Genomic DNA, 16,102 nt, shown 5'->3' with positions numbered 1-16,102 from the left:
CCGCTTTGGCAGCATGTTCAGATAGAGGCTGCTCTTTCGGGCAGCCTCCTGGATTTTGTCAGCAGATCACTCTGCGGTTTATGCAAATGGATTTTCTGTGGGATACAGAACGCCCTTTGGCTGGTTGTAGTTGATCTCTTCCACTTCCACGCCTAAATATTTGAATACTTCATATAATGCTTTTCCAAAGTGTCCGAAAGCAACAGCTCCGTGATGCGGATAGTTCTTCTCAACCAGAACGTGGCGATAGAAACGTCCCATCTCCGGAATCGCGAACACACCGATGGCACCGAAGGAACGTGTTGCAACAGGCAGAACCTCGCCCTGTGCAATGTATGCGCGCAGCTTGCAGTCTGCTGTGCTCTGCAGGCGGTAGAATGTGATCTCACCCGGAGCGATATCTCCCTCCAGGGTTCCCTGTGTCACTTCTTCCGGAAGGGTTCTTGCCATGATCATCTGATATTTCATGGAGCAGAAGGACAGTTTTCCGGATGCGGTATTGCCGCAGTGGAAGCCCATGAAGGTATCCTTGTGTGTATAGTCGTATTTGCCTTTGATCTCACCTTCATACATATCAGCCGGCACGGTATTGTTGATATCCAGAAGCGTAACGGCATCCTTACTGATAACAGTTCCCAGGTATTCGCTCAGAGTTCCCCAGATGTCCACTTCACAGGATACCGGAATACCGCGTCCTGTCAGACGGCTGTTCACATAGCAGGGAACGAATCCGAACTGGGTCTGGAATGCAGGCCAGCATTTTGTTGTGAGGGTCACATATTTTCTGCATCCTCTGTGAGCCTCAACCCAGTCAAGCAGTGTGATCTCGTACTGTGCCAGTTTCGGCAGGATTTCCGGTTTCATGTTGCCTTCACCAAGCTCGCTCTCCATATCTTTTACAACATCCGGGATACGCGGGTCATCTGCATGGTTCTTGTAGCTCTCAAACAGGTCTAATTCAGAGTTTTCTTCAATCTCAACGCCCAGGTCATAGAGACGTTTGATCGGTGCGTTGCATGCCAGGAAGTTCTGCGGGCGCGGGCCAAAGCTGATGATCTTCAGGTTCTTCACTGCTACCAGCGCACGTGCAACCGGTGCAAAGTCTGCGATCATCTCTGCCACTTCTTCCGGTGTTCCTACCGGGTATTCCGGAATGTATGCTTTTAAGTTGCGCAGTTTCAGGTTGTAGCTTGCGTTCAGCATACCGCAGTATGCGTCGCCGCGGCCCTGAACCAGGTTGTCGCCTCTTTCCTCAGCGGCAGCCACTACCATGGACGGTCCGTGGAAATATTTAACCAGAAGTGTTTCCTCTGTCTCAGGTCCGAAGTTGCCAAGGTAAACAACCAGGGCGTTGCAGCCTGCCTCACGCAGCTCTTTTAAAGCTTTCTGCATGTCAGTTTCGCTCTCCACAACAGTCGGACATTCGTAGATCTCCCCTTTGTAGGATGCAACGACTGCTTTTCTTCTGTTCTCTGACAGAGACATTGGGAAACAGTCACGGCTTACAGCCACAATACCAAGTTTTAATTCCGGCATGTTTGTTAAATTCATAATTCTTATCCTCCTGAATTTTATCTTTATTTAAATTGGTTTCTGCTCAACAATCCTTTACGGACAGGTTTTCACCGATCAATCCCTCAAATGCACCTTCGATTTTGGCGTCCTTGTGGGCGATCAGCCATTTGTTTCTGGCAAAAAGGAGTTTGTCCTCACCGGTGTTATTCTGTGCAGCCGGCGCGTCTGTGTTGGTTCCTTTCGGAAGGATGACTGCCGTACAGAATTTGTTTCCGTTTACATTGCATGGAGCATAGTGCAGTGTGGTAGCGTAAACCTCGATCACGGTTCCTGCCGGCACTAAAAACGCTTCCATCTTTGATGTGTCATATGTACTGTCTGCTTCAATATCCTGCTCTTTTCCGAGAATCAGGATCAGATCGGTCAGCGCTACATTCACCTCGCTGTCCCTGTGGTATTCCACCGCGTTCAGCAGATAGTTGCTTCCGTTGCAGTAGCCTATCTGGATGGGCATTCCGCCGAACAGGCTGTATGCAATTTTCTCAACACAATCACAGGCTTCCAGCTTCTCATCCGATGCAACATAGATGACATCGTCGGGCTTTGGCGTTTCCTCCAGCGCTTTCAGAAGACTGCTCACATCAAGACCTTCCACGACCTTACCATAGGCCTTGAATTCGGCATCCCTGACATTTAAAATTTTCATGGGAATTGACCTCCTTATGAATTAGTTTATCCATTAAACTATATACTCATGCTACCATTGACGGAGGGAAAAATCAAGATGTTTTTTGAAAAAATAACAAGTTTTTTGAGGATGGTGTCCGTAAGGCGGCCGACCGGCCCGAAATAATAAAAGAACAAGGCAGAATCCAGACGTTTCCGCATTCTGCCTTGTTCTTTACTTTTTTATTATGATATCTTTTTCCAGATACTTCTTGGAAATCTCACTCAGCGTTCCGTCCTTTATCAACGGACTCAAAGCCTGATTTTGTATGGCCGGGATAAGACAGCTTCCCTTTTTGCCAAATACGGCAAGTTTGGTATATTCCGCTTTTTCTCCCAGTTTATCCTGTACCGATGAAACATCTGCGTAGGCTTTTGTGGCGGAGTAGTGTTCTTTATTCCACTCGGTTATGCCTACCGTAGAGATAACGCAGTCATATAAGTCTGCATCCAGGGAATTCAGAAGATTTTCCTCTGTGGTGTCTATGATCTCCAGGGAAAGTCCGAGTTTTTCTGCCACTTTGGCGGCTGTATCCGGGGCAAAGCCAGCGGGTTTTGCTGTGTTTTCATCCACATAGCCCATGGAGCCGTCTTTCAGGTTGATGCCTACTTTCAGGACGCCTTTTTCAATGGTTGTGATCTTCCCCTCCCCTTCACAGTCTTTTGGGGTTCCGCATCCGGTCAGCGCCGCCGCCGTCAGAACTGCTGCTGCCAAAGCACAGACCATACGGCGGATTTTATTTTTCTTCAATTATAACCACCTCATTCTTTGTTTTCCATTTTGCAAATACCTATGAAAAAACATAACATGCCCGGCTCTTTTTGTCAAATAACTGTGAAAATATTAAGGATGTTACTGTTCACTGCGTGCCCAGTAACACGCTTCGCGATGCACACAAAATGCAATAAATTGCATTTTGGCGCTGGCCAACTCGGGATTTTGCTTCGCAAAACACCTCGCGGAACATTGGCCGTGAACAGTAACTTAAGGATACTGTTCACGGCTAACCTTTCGTATTTTCACTTGTAAAAGATTTTTCCTTTTGGTATGATAATAGAAACAGACCGCAACGGTTCCTTAATGGAGCGGCTGCGGCATACAACGGAAAGGTTTCTGGATATGAATGCATGGAATGGAAAACCCTATCACTCTTTTGATCATATGCTGAAGGAGCGGTTTTCAGAAAAAGTTTATAAGGTGGCTTTGAATGGCGGCATGACCTGTCCCAACCGGGACGGTACGCTGGGAAACAGAGGCTGTATCTTCTGCAGCGCAGGCGGTTCCGGTGATTTTGCGGGTGACAGGGATCTGTCTGTCATACAGCAGATTGATGAGCAGGCAGCTAAAATACGCAGCAAAAGAAATGCGGCCCATTTTATCGCCTACTTTCAGGCATACACCAACACCTACGCACCTGTGGAATATCTCCGGAAGATTTTTACGGAGGCTGTTTCACATCCCGATATTGTGGCATTGTCCATCGGTACCCGGCCTGACTGTCTGGGGGAGGATGTGCTGGAGCTTCTGGCTGAATTAAATGAACAGAAGCCGGTATGGGTAGAGCTTGGACTGCAGACCATGCATGACAGCACTGCTGCATACATCCGAAGAGGGTATCCCCTCTCTGTTTTTGAGGATGCCGTGCGCAGACTGAGGGCACGGAATTTGGAGGTTATCGTGCATACAATTCTGGGACTTCCCGGCGAAACAAAAGAAGATATTCTGGATACCATGTCCTATTTAAATACACAGGATATCCAGGGAATCAAGCTGCAGCTTCTCCATGTCCTGAAGGGCACAGACCTGGCTAAGGACTATGAGGACGGCAGATTCTCTGTCTATACAATGGAGGAATATATAGATCTTGTCATTGCCTGTCTGGAACACCTGTCCCCCCGCATCGTAATACACCGGCTTACCGGGGACGGGCCGAAAGAGCTTCTCTTAGCACCGCTCTGGAGCAGTGCCAAGAAGACAGTCCTCAATACCCTGCACCATGAGTGCAAGGTCCGGGGCGCTTACCAGGGACGGCTCTGCACAGATTCCGATGTACCGCAGAGGGCATGAAAAAGGAGGATTCTTTATGGCTGAACCACTCACTTTATACAAACTGATCATACTATACATGCTGCAGAAGGTGGATTTCCCACTGAGCAACGCACAGATATCAGGATTTATACTGGACAAAGGATATACCAATTACTTTCATCTCCAGCAGGCAATCTCTGAGCTGATCGAGTCCGGCCTGGTGCGCTCCGAGACTGTGCGCAATGCTTCTTATCTGAAGATAACGGAATCGGGAAATCAGACATTGGAATACTTTGGAACGGAGGTATCCGAGGATATCAAAAAAGATATCGGGGAATTCTTCCGTGAGAACTCCATGGAACTGAAGGAAGAACGCTCCGCCATGGCTGACTACTACAAAAGTGATAAGGAAGGGTATCTCGTGCGCTGTCAGGCAAAAGAAAGAGATATCCCCCTCATAGATATGACATTGACCGTGCCCACAAAAGAAGCAGCAGAAGCGCTGTGTGCGGCATGGAAAAACAAAAGCAAACAGGTATATGAAAGCCTGCTGGATATGCTTCTGTGAGCATTGTGTGGCTTATGGCATATTAGCTGTGCCATAAGTTCCACAATGCCCCCGGGCATACTAACCTCTATCCTCTGCGAATCCGTTCCAGATAATCTCTGATATTCTTTTCATACCCATTCTCCGTAGGTTCATAAAAATGACTCCCCAATATCTCTGCAGGCAGATACTGCTGCTCCACATAATGATTCGGATAATCGTGGGCATATTTATATCCCACACCATGTCCCAGCTTGGCTGCCCCTTTGTAATGGGAATCCTGGAGATGGGGCGGTACGGTTGTGCGGACAGACTTCACAGATTCGGATGCATGAAAAACTGCCATGCAGGCAGCATTGCTCTTGGGGGCGCTTGCAACATAGGTCACGGCCTGGGAAAGGGTGATCTGTGCTTCCGGCATGCCCAGGCGCTCCACTGCCTGCGCTGCTGCCACTGCCACCACCAGCGCCTGCGGGTCTGCATTTCCCACATCCTCTGAGGCGCAGATCATGATCCTTCTGGCAATGAACTTAATATCCTCACCTGCATACAGCATCTTTGCCAGATAATAAACTGCCGCGTCCGGGTCAGAACCGCGCATGCTCTTTATGAATGCGGACACAGTGTCATAGTGGTTGTCACCTGTCTTGTCATAGCGCACCACCCGTTTCTGGATGCATTCGGAGGCCACATCCAGGGTCACATGTATCTTTCCGTCCGCCGCTTTTTCTGTGGTAAGCACAGCCAGTTCCAGGGCATTCAGTGCTGCCCTGGCGTCCCCGCCGGCGATATCCGCCAGAAACTCCCTAGCATCCTCCTCCAGATCCACATCATAGCTTCCCATCCCTTTCTCCACGTCCGTGGCGGCCCGAATGAGAAGCCTGCTGATGTCCTCACGCTCCAGAGGCTTCAGCTCGAAGACAATGGAACGGGAGATCAGGGCGCTGTTTACCTCAAAGTAGGGGTTCTCTGTGGTGGCGCCTATGAGGATCAGGGTTCCGTCCTCCACAAACGGAAGAAGGTAGTCCTGCTGTCCCTTATTGAACCTGTGTATCTCATCAATAAAAAGGATCGTTTTCTTCCCGTACATGCCCAGATAGTCCTGCGCCTTTTTCACCACTTCCTCCATGTCCTTTTTTCCGGCAACCGTTGCATTCATCTGCTGGAACTGGGCGCTGGTGGTATTGGCAATGACTTTGGCCAGCGTGGTCTTTCCCGTGCCCGGAGGCCCGTAGAAAAGCACACTGCCCAGCTTGTCCGCTTTGATGGCACGGTAAAGCAGCTTTCCTTTACCGATGATATGTTCCTGCCCCACCACCTCTTCCAGTGTCGTGGGGCGCATCCTGGAGGCCAGGGGCGATTCATTCTCCAGAGTCTGTTCTTTCATATAATCAAATAGATCCATTATGTTCTCCTATTCCAGCAACAGTTCATCCACTGTCACAAATTGGTACCCTTCCTCCGTAAGCGCATCCGCGATCTGCAGGGCAGCTTCCACGGAGGTATCAAAAATATCGTGCATTAAAATAATATCACCTTCCTCCACATCTTTCACTACCCTTTTTACAATTTTTTCTGTATTCTGCGTTTTCCAGTCCAGTGAATCCACATTCCAGGACACAGGGATCATGGTAATGCAGAAATCCAGGTTCTTTTTCCAGGCGCCGTAGGGCGGGCGCACAAAAGAGGAATAGGTTCCTGTGGTCTCATATATCTTGTTACATCCCTTTAACACTTCATCCCTGGCTTTTGACTCAGATAATTTATTGAGCTGCACATGATTGTAGGTATGGCTGCCGATCAGGTGTCCTTCTTCCTGGATCCGTTTCACAAGCTCCTCATTTCCCTCAATATTCTTGCCGATCAGAAAAAAGGTGGCATGGATGCCGCGCTTTTTAAGACCATCCAGAAGTTTAGGGGTATAGACCGCATGAGGGCCGTCGTCAAAGGTCAGCGCAATCTTTGGGTGCTCCTCATCGGACAGTTCACCAGCTGTCTGTATGTGCATCTGTCCGACAGACTCCGTACTGTATTTCAGTGCTGCCGCTGCTGTCAGAACCAGAAAGACTGCCAGACAGAGCCATATTTTATTTTTACTCATTTTGCAACTCCGGCCAAACTGTTCCTTCTATTTATATGTATTTATTTTTCTGAAAAGACTTTCTCTTCACACGTCAATATGATAAAATATCAAAATAATAATTTCACAATGTCTGCAGCAACAGGCCGGAACAAAACCTATCGTGCTGCCGGCCGAGGGAGGGAGTTTTGACATGACATTCGATGTATTATCTTCACTGGCTGTATACGCCCTGGTGACAGGATGGTCGCCCGGGCCTAACAATGTACTGCTTCTGAGTACCACAGGACAGTTCGGATTGAAACGGAGCATGAAACTGATCACCGGTATATGGACCGGATTTCTGACTATTATGCTTCTCTGTGCAGTCTTCAGTGTGGGGCTTGGAAAACTGCTGCCCGGAGTGGTACCCTATCTGAAATACATAGGCGCGGCTTATATCCTGTATCTGGCCTTTACAGTGCTTAAGAGAAAGCCTGTGCAGGCAGATGACGGCACAGGAAAAGCGCCTTCTTTTGCCTCTGGTTTTCTGCTGCAGTTTATCAATGTAAAAGTTATCCTGTACGGCATCTCTGCTCTGAGCAGCTATGTCCTGCCCTATGAAAGCGGGGTTCCGGCGCTGATCTTCTTTGCCTTTTTCCTGACATTCTTCGGCGCCACAGGAAATCTTGTCTGGGCTTTGATCGGGAGCATCTTTCAGAAATGGTACAATAAGTATTATATTGCATTCAATATCATCATTGCACTGCTGCTTGTCCGCTGCTCTGTAAAACTGATCCTGTAGGCTGTCAAACCTGAAATCCGTAAATCATCCGGTCAGCTTACGGACAGACAAAAACTGCCGCCGGTACGGCTTCCCTCTCGGAATGCAGTATCGGCGGCAGTTCTTATTTTATACTATTTAAAAGCATTCACCAGATTCTGTCCGTCATCATATCCCTGTGATTTCAGTTCTTTGACAAACCAGTCATCAATCCCGTCAACTGCTTTTTTGAAGGAATCAATGTCCAGATCTTTATATTCGGTGATCTTCACGCCGTTCTGATTCGCCCAGCGCGTCTTGATCTCATCATCTCCGGCGCGGTTGATCTCACGCTCGTATTTTACCGCTTTTGCGCCTGCTTCATCCACTACCTTCTGCTGTTCAGGTGTCAGGCTGTCATACAGCTCCTGATTGATGCAGAAAAACAGGCAGTCATAGTTGGCATTCCACATGGAGCAGTATTTCTGTACTTCCTGGACACTGGCTGCGTCGATAGCGGGAAGGGGATTCTCCTGCCCCTCCACAGTGTTCTGCTGCAGAGCCGTGTAAGTCTCTGACCAGTTCATATTCGTGGCATCAGCGCCCCATCTCTTGTAGCATTCCATCAGCAGATTAGAGCCTGCCACACGAATCTTCAGCCCTTTCATATCCTCTGCAGACTTGATCTCCCGTACGGAGTTGGTCAGTTCCCTGAATCCGTTCTCCGCCATGCCCATACAGTGCAGGCCGTATTCTCCCAGGATCTCTTTCATCTTCTCTCCGCCTTCCCCATCCAGTTTCTTATCCGCGTCCTCCACGGACTGGAATAAGTACGGTATGGAGACCACATTGAAACGCGGGTCAAAGGCTGAATAGATCAGATTGGAGTGCATGGAGATCTGTACCGGATCACCGTCCATCAGGGCCTGGATGCCCTCGGACTGATTTCCGTTTGTGAGCTGGTCGGCAGCATAGACATTTACCTTTACTTTGCCGCCTGTGGCCTGCTCCATCAGCTCCCCGAATTTTTCACCGGCTTTTGCCCAGGTACTTGTCTCCGTGGTGGAACAGGCAAAATTCCAGGTCTGTGCGTTCCAGTCAAGATCACTGGAATCCTCCATGGAATACTCTGCGGTGCTTCCCTCCGCAGAAGTAAACGCGCGGATCAGTTCCCTGACCTCTTCCTTGTCATACCCTTCTTTTACCAGTTCCTCCTCATACCACTGGGGAATGTCCTCCACAGCCTTTTTGAAGGAATCAATATCCAGGTCTTCATACGCTGTCACATCCATGCCGTTTTCTGTCTGCCAGCGGTTCAGGATCTCATCATCACCGGCACGGTTGATCTCACGCTCATACTGCACGGCCTTCTGGCCGATCTCGTCCACAACCTCCTGCTGCTCCGGTGTCAGTTTGTCATAGACTTCCTGGTTTATGCCGAAGAAGAGGCAGTCATAGTTGGCGTTCCACAGGGAACAATACTTCTGTACCTCCTGGACACTGGCTGCGTCAATAGCCGGAAGGGGATTTTCCTGGCCCTCCACGGTGTTCTGCTGCAGAGCGGTATAAGTCTCTGACCAGTTCATATTTGTGGCATCAGCGCCCCATCTCTTGTAGCATTCCATCAGCAGATTGGAACCTGCCACACGAATCTTCAGGCTCTTCATGTCATCCACGGATTTTACTTCCCTGACAGAGTTGGTGAGCTGGCGGAAACCGTTCTCAGCCATGCCCATGCAGTGCACGCCGTAGCTCTCCAGGATCTCTTTCATCTTCTCACCGGCTGCCCCGTCCAGTTTTGCGTCCGCGTCCTTCACAGAATCGAACAGGAAGGGCAGGGATACCACATTGAAACGCGGGTCAAAGGCAGAATAGATCAGGTTGGAATGCATGGATATCTGCACCGGATCCCCGTTCATCAGGGCCTGGATGCCCTCGGACTGGTTTCCATTGGTAAGCTGGTCGGCAGCATAGACATTCACATGAATTTTGCCGCCTGTGGCCTTTTCCATCATTTCACCGAATTTACGCCCTGCCTCAGCCCAGGTGCTGGTCTCTGTGGTGGAGCAGGCAAAGTTCCAGGTCTGCTCCTCCCAGGCAAGGTCGCTTCTGTCTTCCACTTCATAATTACCGGATGTCCCGGAGGTAAAGGCTTCTATCAGTTCTTTTACCTCTGCTTCGTCATATCCCTCTTTTACCAGCTCCTCCTGATACCACTGCGGAATGTCTGCAACGGCATTCTTGAAGGAGTCAATATCAAGGTCCTCATACGCTGTGATCTTCACGCCGTTCTGTTTGGTCCAGCGCTCTTTGATCTCATCATCACCGGAGCGGTTGATATCGCGCTCATAGTCAACAGCCTTCTTTCCTGCCTCGTCCACTACCTTCTGCTGTTCCGGTGTAAGGCTGCCGTACAGCTCCTCATTGATGCAGAAGAACAGACAGTCATAGTTGGCATTCCACATGGAACAGTATTTCTGCACTTCCTGCACACTGGCCGCGTCGATGGCCGGAAGGGGATTCTCCTGCCCCTCCACCGTATTCTGCTGCAGGGCGGTATAGGTTTCAGACCAGTTCATATTGGTGGCATCAGCGCCCCATCTCTTGTAGCATTCCATCAGCAGATTGGAGCCTGCCACACGGATCTTCAGGTTTTTCATATCCTCCGCGGTCTTCACTTCTCTGACGGAGTTGGTGAGCTGGCGGAAGCCGTTCTCTGCCATACCCATACAGTGCAGTCCGTATTCCTCCAGAAGCGCATTCATCTTTTCCCCTGCCTCGCCGTCCAGTTTGGCATCTGCGTCCTCCACAGAGTTAAAGATAAACGGCAGGGATACCACGTTAAAGCGCGGATCGAAAGCAGAGTAGATCAGATTGGAGTGCATGGAGATCTGTACTGGGTCTCCGTTCATCAGGGCCTGGATACCCTCGGACTGGTTGCCGTTGGTAAGCTGGTCAGCCGCGTATACTTTTACGTGTACTTTGCCGCCTGTGGCTTTCTCCATGAGCTTTCCGAACTGTTCCCCGGCCTTTGCCCAGGTACTGGTCTCCGTGGTGGAGCAGGCAAAATTCCAGGTCTGCTCTTCCCACCCCAGATCACTGTAGTCACCAATCTCATTGTAATCCTCAGAACTGTTGTCCCCGGCTGTACTGTCCGCATGATCTGTCAGCTTGGAGGTTCCCGTATAGGAGCTTCCGGCAAAAGCCTTGGGCAGGCACACAGATATCTGGGGGATATATGTGACCATCAGCAGCACCACTACACACGCTGCGATCATGGGCACAACTGCCCTGGATATCTGCTGCAGGCTGACTTCCAGTCCCTTTTTGATCTTAATACTGATGGCGACAAACAGATTGACACCCACAGGAGGCGTTACCTGTCCGATCGCCAGGTTGACGGTTGCCAGAATACCGAAGGCCACCAGGTCATATCCCAGCGCCTTGCAGACCGGCAGCATAATGGGAATAAATATGTACATGGCGGAGTTGGCATCAATAAAGCATCCCGCGATCAGGAAGATCACATTCACGATCAGAAGGAAAATGAACTGATTGTGGGCAACACTTCCTAAAAGCTCCGAGGCTGCCTGGGAGATTCCGAACTTTGTGCAGACAAAAGAAAACAGGGACGCACATGCCACAATGAGCATGATACCGCCTGTGGTCTTGGCTGAATCCACAAAGATATCGATCAAATCCCTGAACTTGACTTCTCTGTAGATGACCATACCCACAAAGAGTCCGTATACCACGGAAACGGCTGCTGCCTCTGTCGGTGTGAAAATACCGCCATAGATACCGCCCAGAATGATAACCGGCATCAGAAATCCCCAGAACGCGTCACCGAACGCGCGGAACCTCTCGCCCCAGGTAGCTTTCTTAGTTGTTGGCTGGATACCTTTTCTGCGGACTTCGATCATGATCACAAGGATCAGTGCAAGTCCCATAAGGATTCCGGGCAGGATACCGCCGGCAAACATATCCGCAATCGATACACCTGTGATGGATGCATATACCACGAACGCAATACTGGGGGGTATGACAATGGCAATGGAACTTGACGTTGCCATCATTGCCGTGGAAAACGGTGCCGAGAAGCCTCCCTCCTCCACCATAGCCGGGATCAGAACCGCGCCCAGCGCCGCAACCGTAGCCGGACCGGAGCCGGAAATTGCTCCGAAGAAGCAGGCCACAATAACACACACAATGGCAATGCCGCCTCTTCTGTGTCCCACACAGGTATTTACAAACTTAATGAGACGTTTGGATATTCCCGCCTTTGCCATAATATTTCCGGACAACACGAAAAACGGAATCGCCAGCAGCAGAAACTTGCTGATGCCGGAATACATATTGGTAGCCACGATCGTCAGGGATGTACCTGAGTACAGAATCGCGCACACGGAGGACAGGCCCAGACAGATGGCAATGGGAACATTCAGGATCAGAAAGATAAAAAAGGATAAAAACAATACCGCACTTACCATTTACGCCTCCTCCTTTCTCTTGACAAATTTAAAATCCGTACAGAAATCAATACAGTATTCCACAAAATGCAGGATCATGCAGACGGAGCCAATGGGCACAAAGGACCAGAAGATCCATTCCGGCCAGTTCAGCACAAAGGTCCTCTTTCCATTGGCAAGCTGGGTCAGCACCTTATCCATGCCGTATTTAAACAATATTACAGTAAATATCACTGAGAGCACAGTCACAAGGACGACAACGGGTTTCTTTGTCTTCCCGGGCAGCCTGTCCGTTACCAGCGTAAGGCTTACCAGCTCTCCTTCCCGGCAGGCCAGAGCGGCTGCCATAAGTGTGATCAATACAAAAACTGCCACCACCAGCTCTTCCGTAAATGACCAGGAGCGGTGTATTACTTTCCTGGAAAATACATTTCCCACGGTGAGAACCAGGATCAGCAGTGTGGATGCAGCCAGGATCAGCTTCTCAGCCGCTGCCAGCACATCCATGATCTTCTTGTAGACTTTCATCACATTTCCTCCTCTTGTTATAGTAAGACATATAAAATCGCACACATATGCCCGTGCAGGGCGCACATTTAGAGCATAAAAAAAGCCCCCCAATCATGAGGGACGAACTGAATCCGCGATACCACCCTTTTTCCGCGCAGGGTTGCCCCTGCCGGCACTTGCAACATACTGACATATGTGTTTCCTGTAACGTGGAACCTACGTCAGCGCCTAATCAAACATAACGGCCTTTCAGCGCTGCTTCTCCGGGATGATACATAAGCCTCCCGGACGCCTGCCTCACACCTGCCGGCAGTTCTCTGAACATCCATCCTGAAACTTATGCTTCCCTTCATCGAATTTACAAATTCTGATTGTTCACATCTAATATTTTATAATATCTTAATGGATATTTTACTTCTTTTTCAGAATTACGTCAATACTTTTTTACGGGGCCTTGGGCCTGAAAACACCTGGCGGGACAGCAGCGTGCAATTTGTAACACGCATCAGAAAAAAAGCCGCTGCCCCGGGATTGCTCCTTGGGGCAGCGGCTGTATGTTCCTTACGAATTAAGCAATTTTGGATTTAGCCAGCTCTGCCAGTGTTGCAAAGCCTTCTGCATCGTTGATAGCCATATCAGCCAGAACTTTTCTGTTCAGGTCAATGTTAGCCAGCTTTAAGCCATACATGAATTTGCTGTAGGACAGACCATTCATTCTTGCTGCAGCGTTGATACGTGCGATCCATAACTGTCTGAACTGACGTTTTCTCTGCTTTCTTCCTGCATAGGAGCTTGTCAGAGCTCTCATAACAGACTGTTTTGCAACTCTGTACTGTTTGGAACGTGCTCCTCTGTAACCTTTCGCCAGTTTTAATACTCTATTGTGTTTTTTCTTAGCGTTTAATCCGCCTTTAATTCTTGCCATTCTTAATTTCCTCCTGTTCTAGAACCTATCCTGTAATTAGATGTACGGTAAAATTTTCTTGATTGCTTTTACGTTACTTGCATCTGTGATAGCTGCTTTTCTCAGGTTTCTCTTTCTCTTCTGAGATTTCTTTGTTAAGATATGGCTCTTGTAAGCTTTATTTCTCTTTAATAATCCTGTACCTGTTTTTTTGAAGCGCTTAGCAGCAGCTTTCGTTGTTTTCATTTTTGGCATGTTTGTATTCCTCCTTAGACTCTTTTAGTGAACGTGTTCAACGTTTTTCTGTCAAATACATGGTCATAGTCCTGCCTTCTACCTTCGGTGCTTTTTCAATCACCGCGATATCAGCTACAGACTCTGCAAACTCATCAAGGATGTGTTTACTCTTATACATATGTGCCATCTCTCTTCCGCGGAAACGTAAGGTCACTTTGACTTTATTTCCCTTGGTTAAGAATTTCCTGGCATTATTGACCTTGGTGTTCAGGTCGTTTTCCTCAATATTAGGGGACAAACGCACTTCCTTAATCTCTATGGTTTTCTGTTTCCTCTTAGCTTCTTTTTCTTTCTGTGCTAATTCGTACCTGTACTTACCATAATCGATAATTTTGCATACGGGCGGTTTCGCAGTCGGGGCAATCTTTACAAGGTCAAGCCCTGCTTCCATTGCATGCTTCTGCGCATCTCTGGCAGACATGATTCCAAGCTGTTCTCCGTTCGCGCCGATCAGACGTACCTCTTTGTCTCTGATTTGTTCATTAATCATTAAATCGCTAATTGTAGTGCACCTCCATAATATTGATAAAACACTCTGTTCTTGGCCGGCCGTCCGGCCTTCCACCTCATAAAACATCCTGAAAGAAACAAGAAAAAAATGGATAGACGACAATCGACTATCCACACATATCCGCATAAAGAAAACGCTGAAGGCGCTTCGTTTATTACCGTATTAACCATAGTCACGCGATTGTGCTAAGGTGAGAGTGGATACTCTGCTTTCTTTTTCTTCAGACTAGGTAAGTTTATCACACCATTTTCGCCCCGTCAAGTGTTAAATATAATTTTGTTTATTATTTTTATAAGAAAAATCTTGTCTTTTGTCTGAAAAAATGGCATAATGTTTCACATACAACAAAAGATGCGCAAAGCATCGAAAAAAGGGAGAGAATCATGGAGAAAAAAAGAGGAGCATTTTCTAACAAGATGGGATTTGTCCTTGCCGCTGCGGGTTCCGCGGTCGGTCTTGGAAATCTCTGGCGCTTCCCGTACCTTGCAGCAAAATACGGAGGAGGCATTTTCTTACTCGTCTATCTTATTCTCGCCGTAACACTAGGGTTTACACTGATGGTTACAGAGATTGCCATTGGCCGGAAAACCGGTCTGAGCGCAGTCGGAGCTTTCAGAAAGCTGGACAAACGATTTGGTTTCGTCGGATATCTGGCCTGTATCGTTCCGTTTATCATCACGCCCTACTACTGTGTTATCGGCGGATGGGTGATCAAATACCTGATCACTTTTGTCAGCGGCAATGTATCTGCTGCTGCCGGGGATGACTATTTTACCGGATTTATTACCCAGGCCGGTTCACCGGTGCTGTGGTTTGCAATTTTCGTTCTGCTGACTTCCATTGTCGTGATCGCCGGCGTGGAAAAAGGAATCGAAAAAGCCAGCAGGATCCTGATGCCTGTGCTGATCATACTGACACTGGGCATTTCTGTCTTCTGTATCACAAGACCGGGTGCAGGTGCAGGTGTGAAATACTATCTGCTGCCTGATTTCAGCCGTTTCTCAGCTACCACAGTGCTGGCTGCCATGGGACAGTTATTCTACTCCATGTCACTGGCTATGGGTATTATGATCACTTACGGTTCCTATATGAAGAAGGACAACAGCCTGGAAAAATCTGTCCGTCAGATTGAAATATTCGATACCGGAATCGCCTTTTTGGCAGGTCTTATGATCATTCCGTCCGTATTCGCATTCTCCGGCGGCAATGAAGAGGCGCTGAGCAAGGGACCATCCCTGATGTTCATCACTCTGCCTAAGGTATTTGACAACATGACACTGGGCGGACTGATCGGTGCAGTCTTCTTCCTTCTGGTGCTGTTCGCGGCACTGACCTCCTCCATCTCACTGATGGAGACCAATGTGTCTATCATCCGCGACAAACTGGGCTGGAGCAGAAGGAAAACTACCATTGTGGTCACCATATATGTACTGCTTCTGGGCACACTGGTATCCCTCGGTTTCGGACCGCTGGATTTCGTCCAGATCATCGGACTGGGACTTCTGGATTTCTTCGACTTCCTGAGCAACAGTGTGCTGATGCCGATCGTAGCCATTCTGACCTGTATCAGTATCGGTTTCTTCATCAAACCAAAAGCTGTGTGTGATGAAGTGGAGCTGAACGGACCGTTCAAAATGAAAAAATTCTATACAATAATGCTGAAATGGATTGCACCTATCTGCCTGATCATGATTCTGATTTTTGCAGTTTCTGAGGCAATGGGCTGGATCAAAGTCTGAGTAAAAGAGAGCCATACCTGTGATTTCTCCACA

At 48.5% G+C, this 16,102-nt stretch carries 14 protein-coding genes and 1 other annotated feature; of the genes, 4 read left to right on the top strand and 10 right to left on the bottom strand.

Going from position 1 to position 16,102, the window contains the following annotated elements:
- Positions 1-78: 78 nt before the first annotated feature.
- The 3 genes from V8Q34_RS11145 to V8Q34_RS11135 form a co-directional block, all read right to left on the bottom strand.
- Complete coding sequence (locus V8Q34_RS11145) at positions 79-1,551, bottom strand: L-fucose/L-arabinose isomerase family protein (protein WP_335835441.1); 1,473 nt, start codon at positions 1,549-1,551, stop codon at positions 79-81.
- A 46-nt stretch (positions 1,552-1,597) separates the two neighbouring features.
- Positions 1,598-2,221 carry a DUF4867 family protein gene (locus tag V8Q34_RS11140; RefSeq protein ID WP_335835440.1) on the bottom strand — a complete coding sequence of 208 codons (624 nt, stop codon included), beginning with the start codon at positions 2,219-2,221 and terminating at the stop codon, positions 1,598-1,600.
- A 195-nt stretch (positions 2,222-2,416) separates the two neighbouring features.
- Complete coding sequence (locus tag V8Q34_RS11135; RefSeq protein WP_227211639.1) at positions 2,417-2,992, bottom strand: transporter substrate-binding domain-containing protein; 576 nt, start codon at positions 2,990-2,992, stop codon at positions 2,417-2,419.
- Between the two features lie 369 nt (positions 2,993-3,361).
- On the opposite strand from V8Q34_RS11135, the gene V8Q34_RS11130 reads away from it, so the two are divergent.
- Both V8Q34_RS11130 and V8Q34_RS11125 read left to right on the top strand, forming a co-directional pair.
- On the top strand, positions 3,362-4,309 hold the full coding sequence (locus V8Q34_RS11130; protein WP_335835625.1) for a TIGR01212 family radical SAM protein: 948 nt from the start codon (positions 3,362-3,364) through the stop codon (positions 4,307-4,309).
- Between the two features lie 16 nt (positions 4,310-4,325).
- Positions 4,326-4,838, top strand: coding sequence for a DUF4364 family protein (locus tag V8Q34_RS11125; protein ID WP_033139426.1), 513 nt, complete (start codon positions 4,326-4,328; stop codon positions 4,836-4,838).
- 67 nt (positions 4,839-4,905) lie between these two features.
- Here V8Q34_RS11125 and V8Q34_RS11120 read toward each other — a convergent pair whose 3' ends face one another.
- Together V8Q34_RS11120 and V8Q34_RS11115 are read right to left on the bottom strand one after the other, a co-directional pair.
- Entirely contained in the window at positions 4,906-6,222 is a 1,317-nt protein-coding gene (locus V8Q34_RS11120; RefSeq protein ID WP_103732140.1) for a replication-associated recombination protein A, read from the bottom strand.
- A 9-nt stretch (positions 6,223-6,231) separates the two neighbouring features.
- Positions 6,232-6,918 (bottom strand): polysaccharide deacetylase family protein, encoded by a 687-nt coding sequence (locus V8Q34_RS11115; RefSeq protein ID WP_033139424.1) that lies wholly within the window; start codon positions 6,916-6,918, stop codon positions 6,232-6,234.
- A 172-nt stretch (positions 6,919-7,090) separates the two neighbouring features.
- Between V8Q34_RS11115 and V8Q34_RS11110 the strand changes: the two genes are divergently transcribed.
- The gene (locus V8Q34_RS11110) at positions 7,091-7,681 is read left to right on the top strand and encodes a LysE family transporter (RefSeq protein WP_148392575.1); all 591 of its coding nucleotides are present in this window, start codon (positions 7,091-7,093) and stop codon (positions 7,679-7,681) included.
- Between the two features lie 113 nt (positions 7,682-7,794).
- Here the strand turns inward: V8Q34_RS11110 and V8Q34_RS11105 are convergent, their stop codons facing one another.
- From V8Q34_RS11105 to infC, 5 genes are all read right to left on the bottom strand, one after another.
- Entirely contained in the window at positions 7,795-12,129 is a 4,335-nt protein-coding gene (locus V8Q34_RS11105; protein ID WP_335835439.1) for a DctP family TRAP transporter solute-binding subunit, read from the bottom strand.
- On the bottom strand, positions 12,130-12,636 hold the full coding sequence (locus V8Q34_RS11100; protein WP_033139422.1) for a TRAP transporter small permease: 507 nt from the start codon (positions 12,634-12,636) through the stop codon (positions 12,130-12,132).
- Positions 12,637-12,731: 95 nt separating this feature from the next.
- Positions 12,732-12,980 (bottom strand) — a binding site (T-box leader).
- Between the two features lie 206 nt (positions 12,981-13,186).
- Positions 13,187-13,543 (bottom strand): 50S ribosomal protein L20, encoded by a 357-nt coding sequence (gene rplT / locus V8Q34_RS11095; RefSeq protein WP_033139421.1) that lies wholly within the window; start codon positions 13,541-13,543, stop codon positions 13,187-13,189.
- A gap of 36 nt (positions 13,544-13,579) precedes the next feature.
- Positions 13,580-13,777, bottom strand: a complete 198-nt coding sequence (rpmI, locus tag V8Q34_RS11090) for a 50S ribosomal protein L35 (protein WP_033139420.1) — start codon at positions 13,775-13,777, stop codon at positions 13,580-13,582.
- A gap of 37 nt (positions 13,778-13,814) precedes the next feature.
- Positions 13,815-14,309 (bottom strand): translation initiation factor IF-3, encoded by a 495-nt coding sequence (gene infC, locus V8Q34_RS11085; RefSeq protein ID WP_033139419.1) that lies wholly within the window; start codon positions 14,307-14,309, stop codon positions 13,815-13,817.
- A 404-nt stretch (positions 14,310-14,713) separates the two neighbouring features.
- Between infC and V8Q34_RS11080 the strand changes: the two genes are divergently transcribed.
- Positions 14,714-16,069: a sodium-dependent transporter gene (locus tag V8Q34_RS11080; RefSeq protein WP_335835438.1), complete on the top strand. Its 1,356-nt coding sequence runs from the start codon at positions 14,714-14,716 to the stop codon at positions 16,067-16,069.
- Positions 16,070-16,102: the final 33 nt, after the last annotated feature.

This window comes from Blautia sp. JLR.GB0024 (assembly GCF_037000545.1).
Classification (GTDB): domain Bacteria; phylum Bacillota; class Clostridia; order Lachnospirales; family Lachnospiraceae; genus Blautia; species Blautia celeris.
Note: the sequence above shows the minus strand (reverse complement) of the source record. Positions and strands in the feature narration are given on the sequence as shown.

Coding starts and splice junctions, on each gene's coding strand:
- V8Q34_RS11145 (WP_335835441.1), bottom strand. CDS start 1,551: ATGAATTTAACAAACATGCCGGAATTAAAACTTGGTATTGTGGCTGTA.
- V8Q34_RS11140 (WP_335835440.1), bottom strand. CDS start 2,221: ATGAAAATTTTAAATGTCAGGGATGCCGAATTCAAGGCCTATGGTAAG.
- V8Q34_RS11130 (WP_335835625.1), top strand. CDS start 3,362: ATGAATGCATGGAATGGAAAACCCTATCACTCTTTTGATCATATGCTG.
- V8Q34_RS11125 (WP_033139426.1), top strand. CDS start 4,326: ATGGCTGAACCACTCACTTTATACAAACTGATCATACTATACATGCTG.
- V8Q34_RS11120 (WP_103732140.1), bottom strand. CDS start 6,222: ATGGATCTATTTGATTATATGAAAGAACAGACTCTGGAGAATGAATCG.
- V8Q34_RS11115 (WP_033139424.1), bottom strand. CDS start 6,918: ATGAGTAAAAATAAAATATGGCTCTGTCTGGCAGTCTTTCTGGTTCTG.
- V8Q34_RS11110 (WP_148392575.1), top strand. CDS start 7,091: ATGACATTCGATGTATTATCTTCACTGGCTGTATACGCCCTGGTGACA.
- V8Q34_RS11105 (WP_335835439.1), bottom strand. CDS start 12,129: ATGGTAAGTGCGGTATTGTTTTTATCCTTTTTTATCTTTCTGATCCTG.
- V8Q34_RS11100 (WP_033139422.1), bottom strand. CDS start 12,636: ATGAAAGTCTACAAGAAGATCATGGATGTGCTGGCAGCGGCTGAGAAG.
- rplT (WP_033139421.1), bottom strand. CDS start 13,543: ATGGCAAGAATTAAAGGCGGATTAAACGCTAAGAAAAAACACAATAGA.
- rpmI (WP_033139420.1), bottom strand. CDS start 13,777: ATGCCAAAAATGAAAACAACGAAAGCTGCTGCTAAGCGCTTCAAAAAA.
- infC (WP_033139419.1), bottom strand. CDS start 14,309: ATGATTAATGAACAAATCAGAGACAAAGAGGTACGTCTGATCGGCGCG.
- V8Q34_RS11080 (WP_335835438.1), top strand. CDS start 14,714: ATGGAGAAAAAAAGAGGAGCATTTTCTAACAAGATGGGATTTGTCCTT.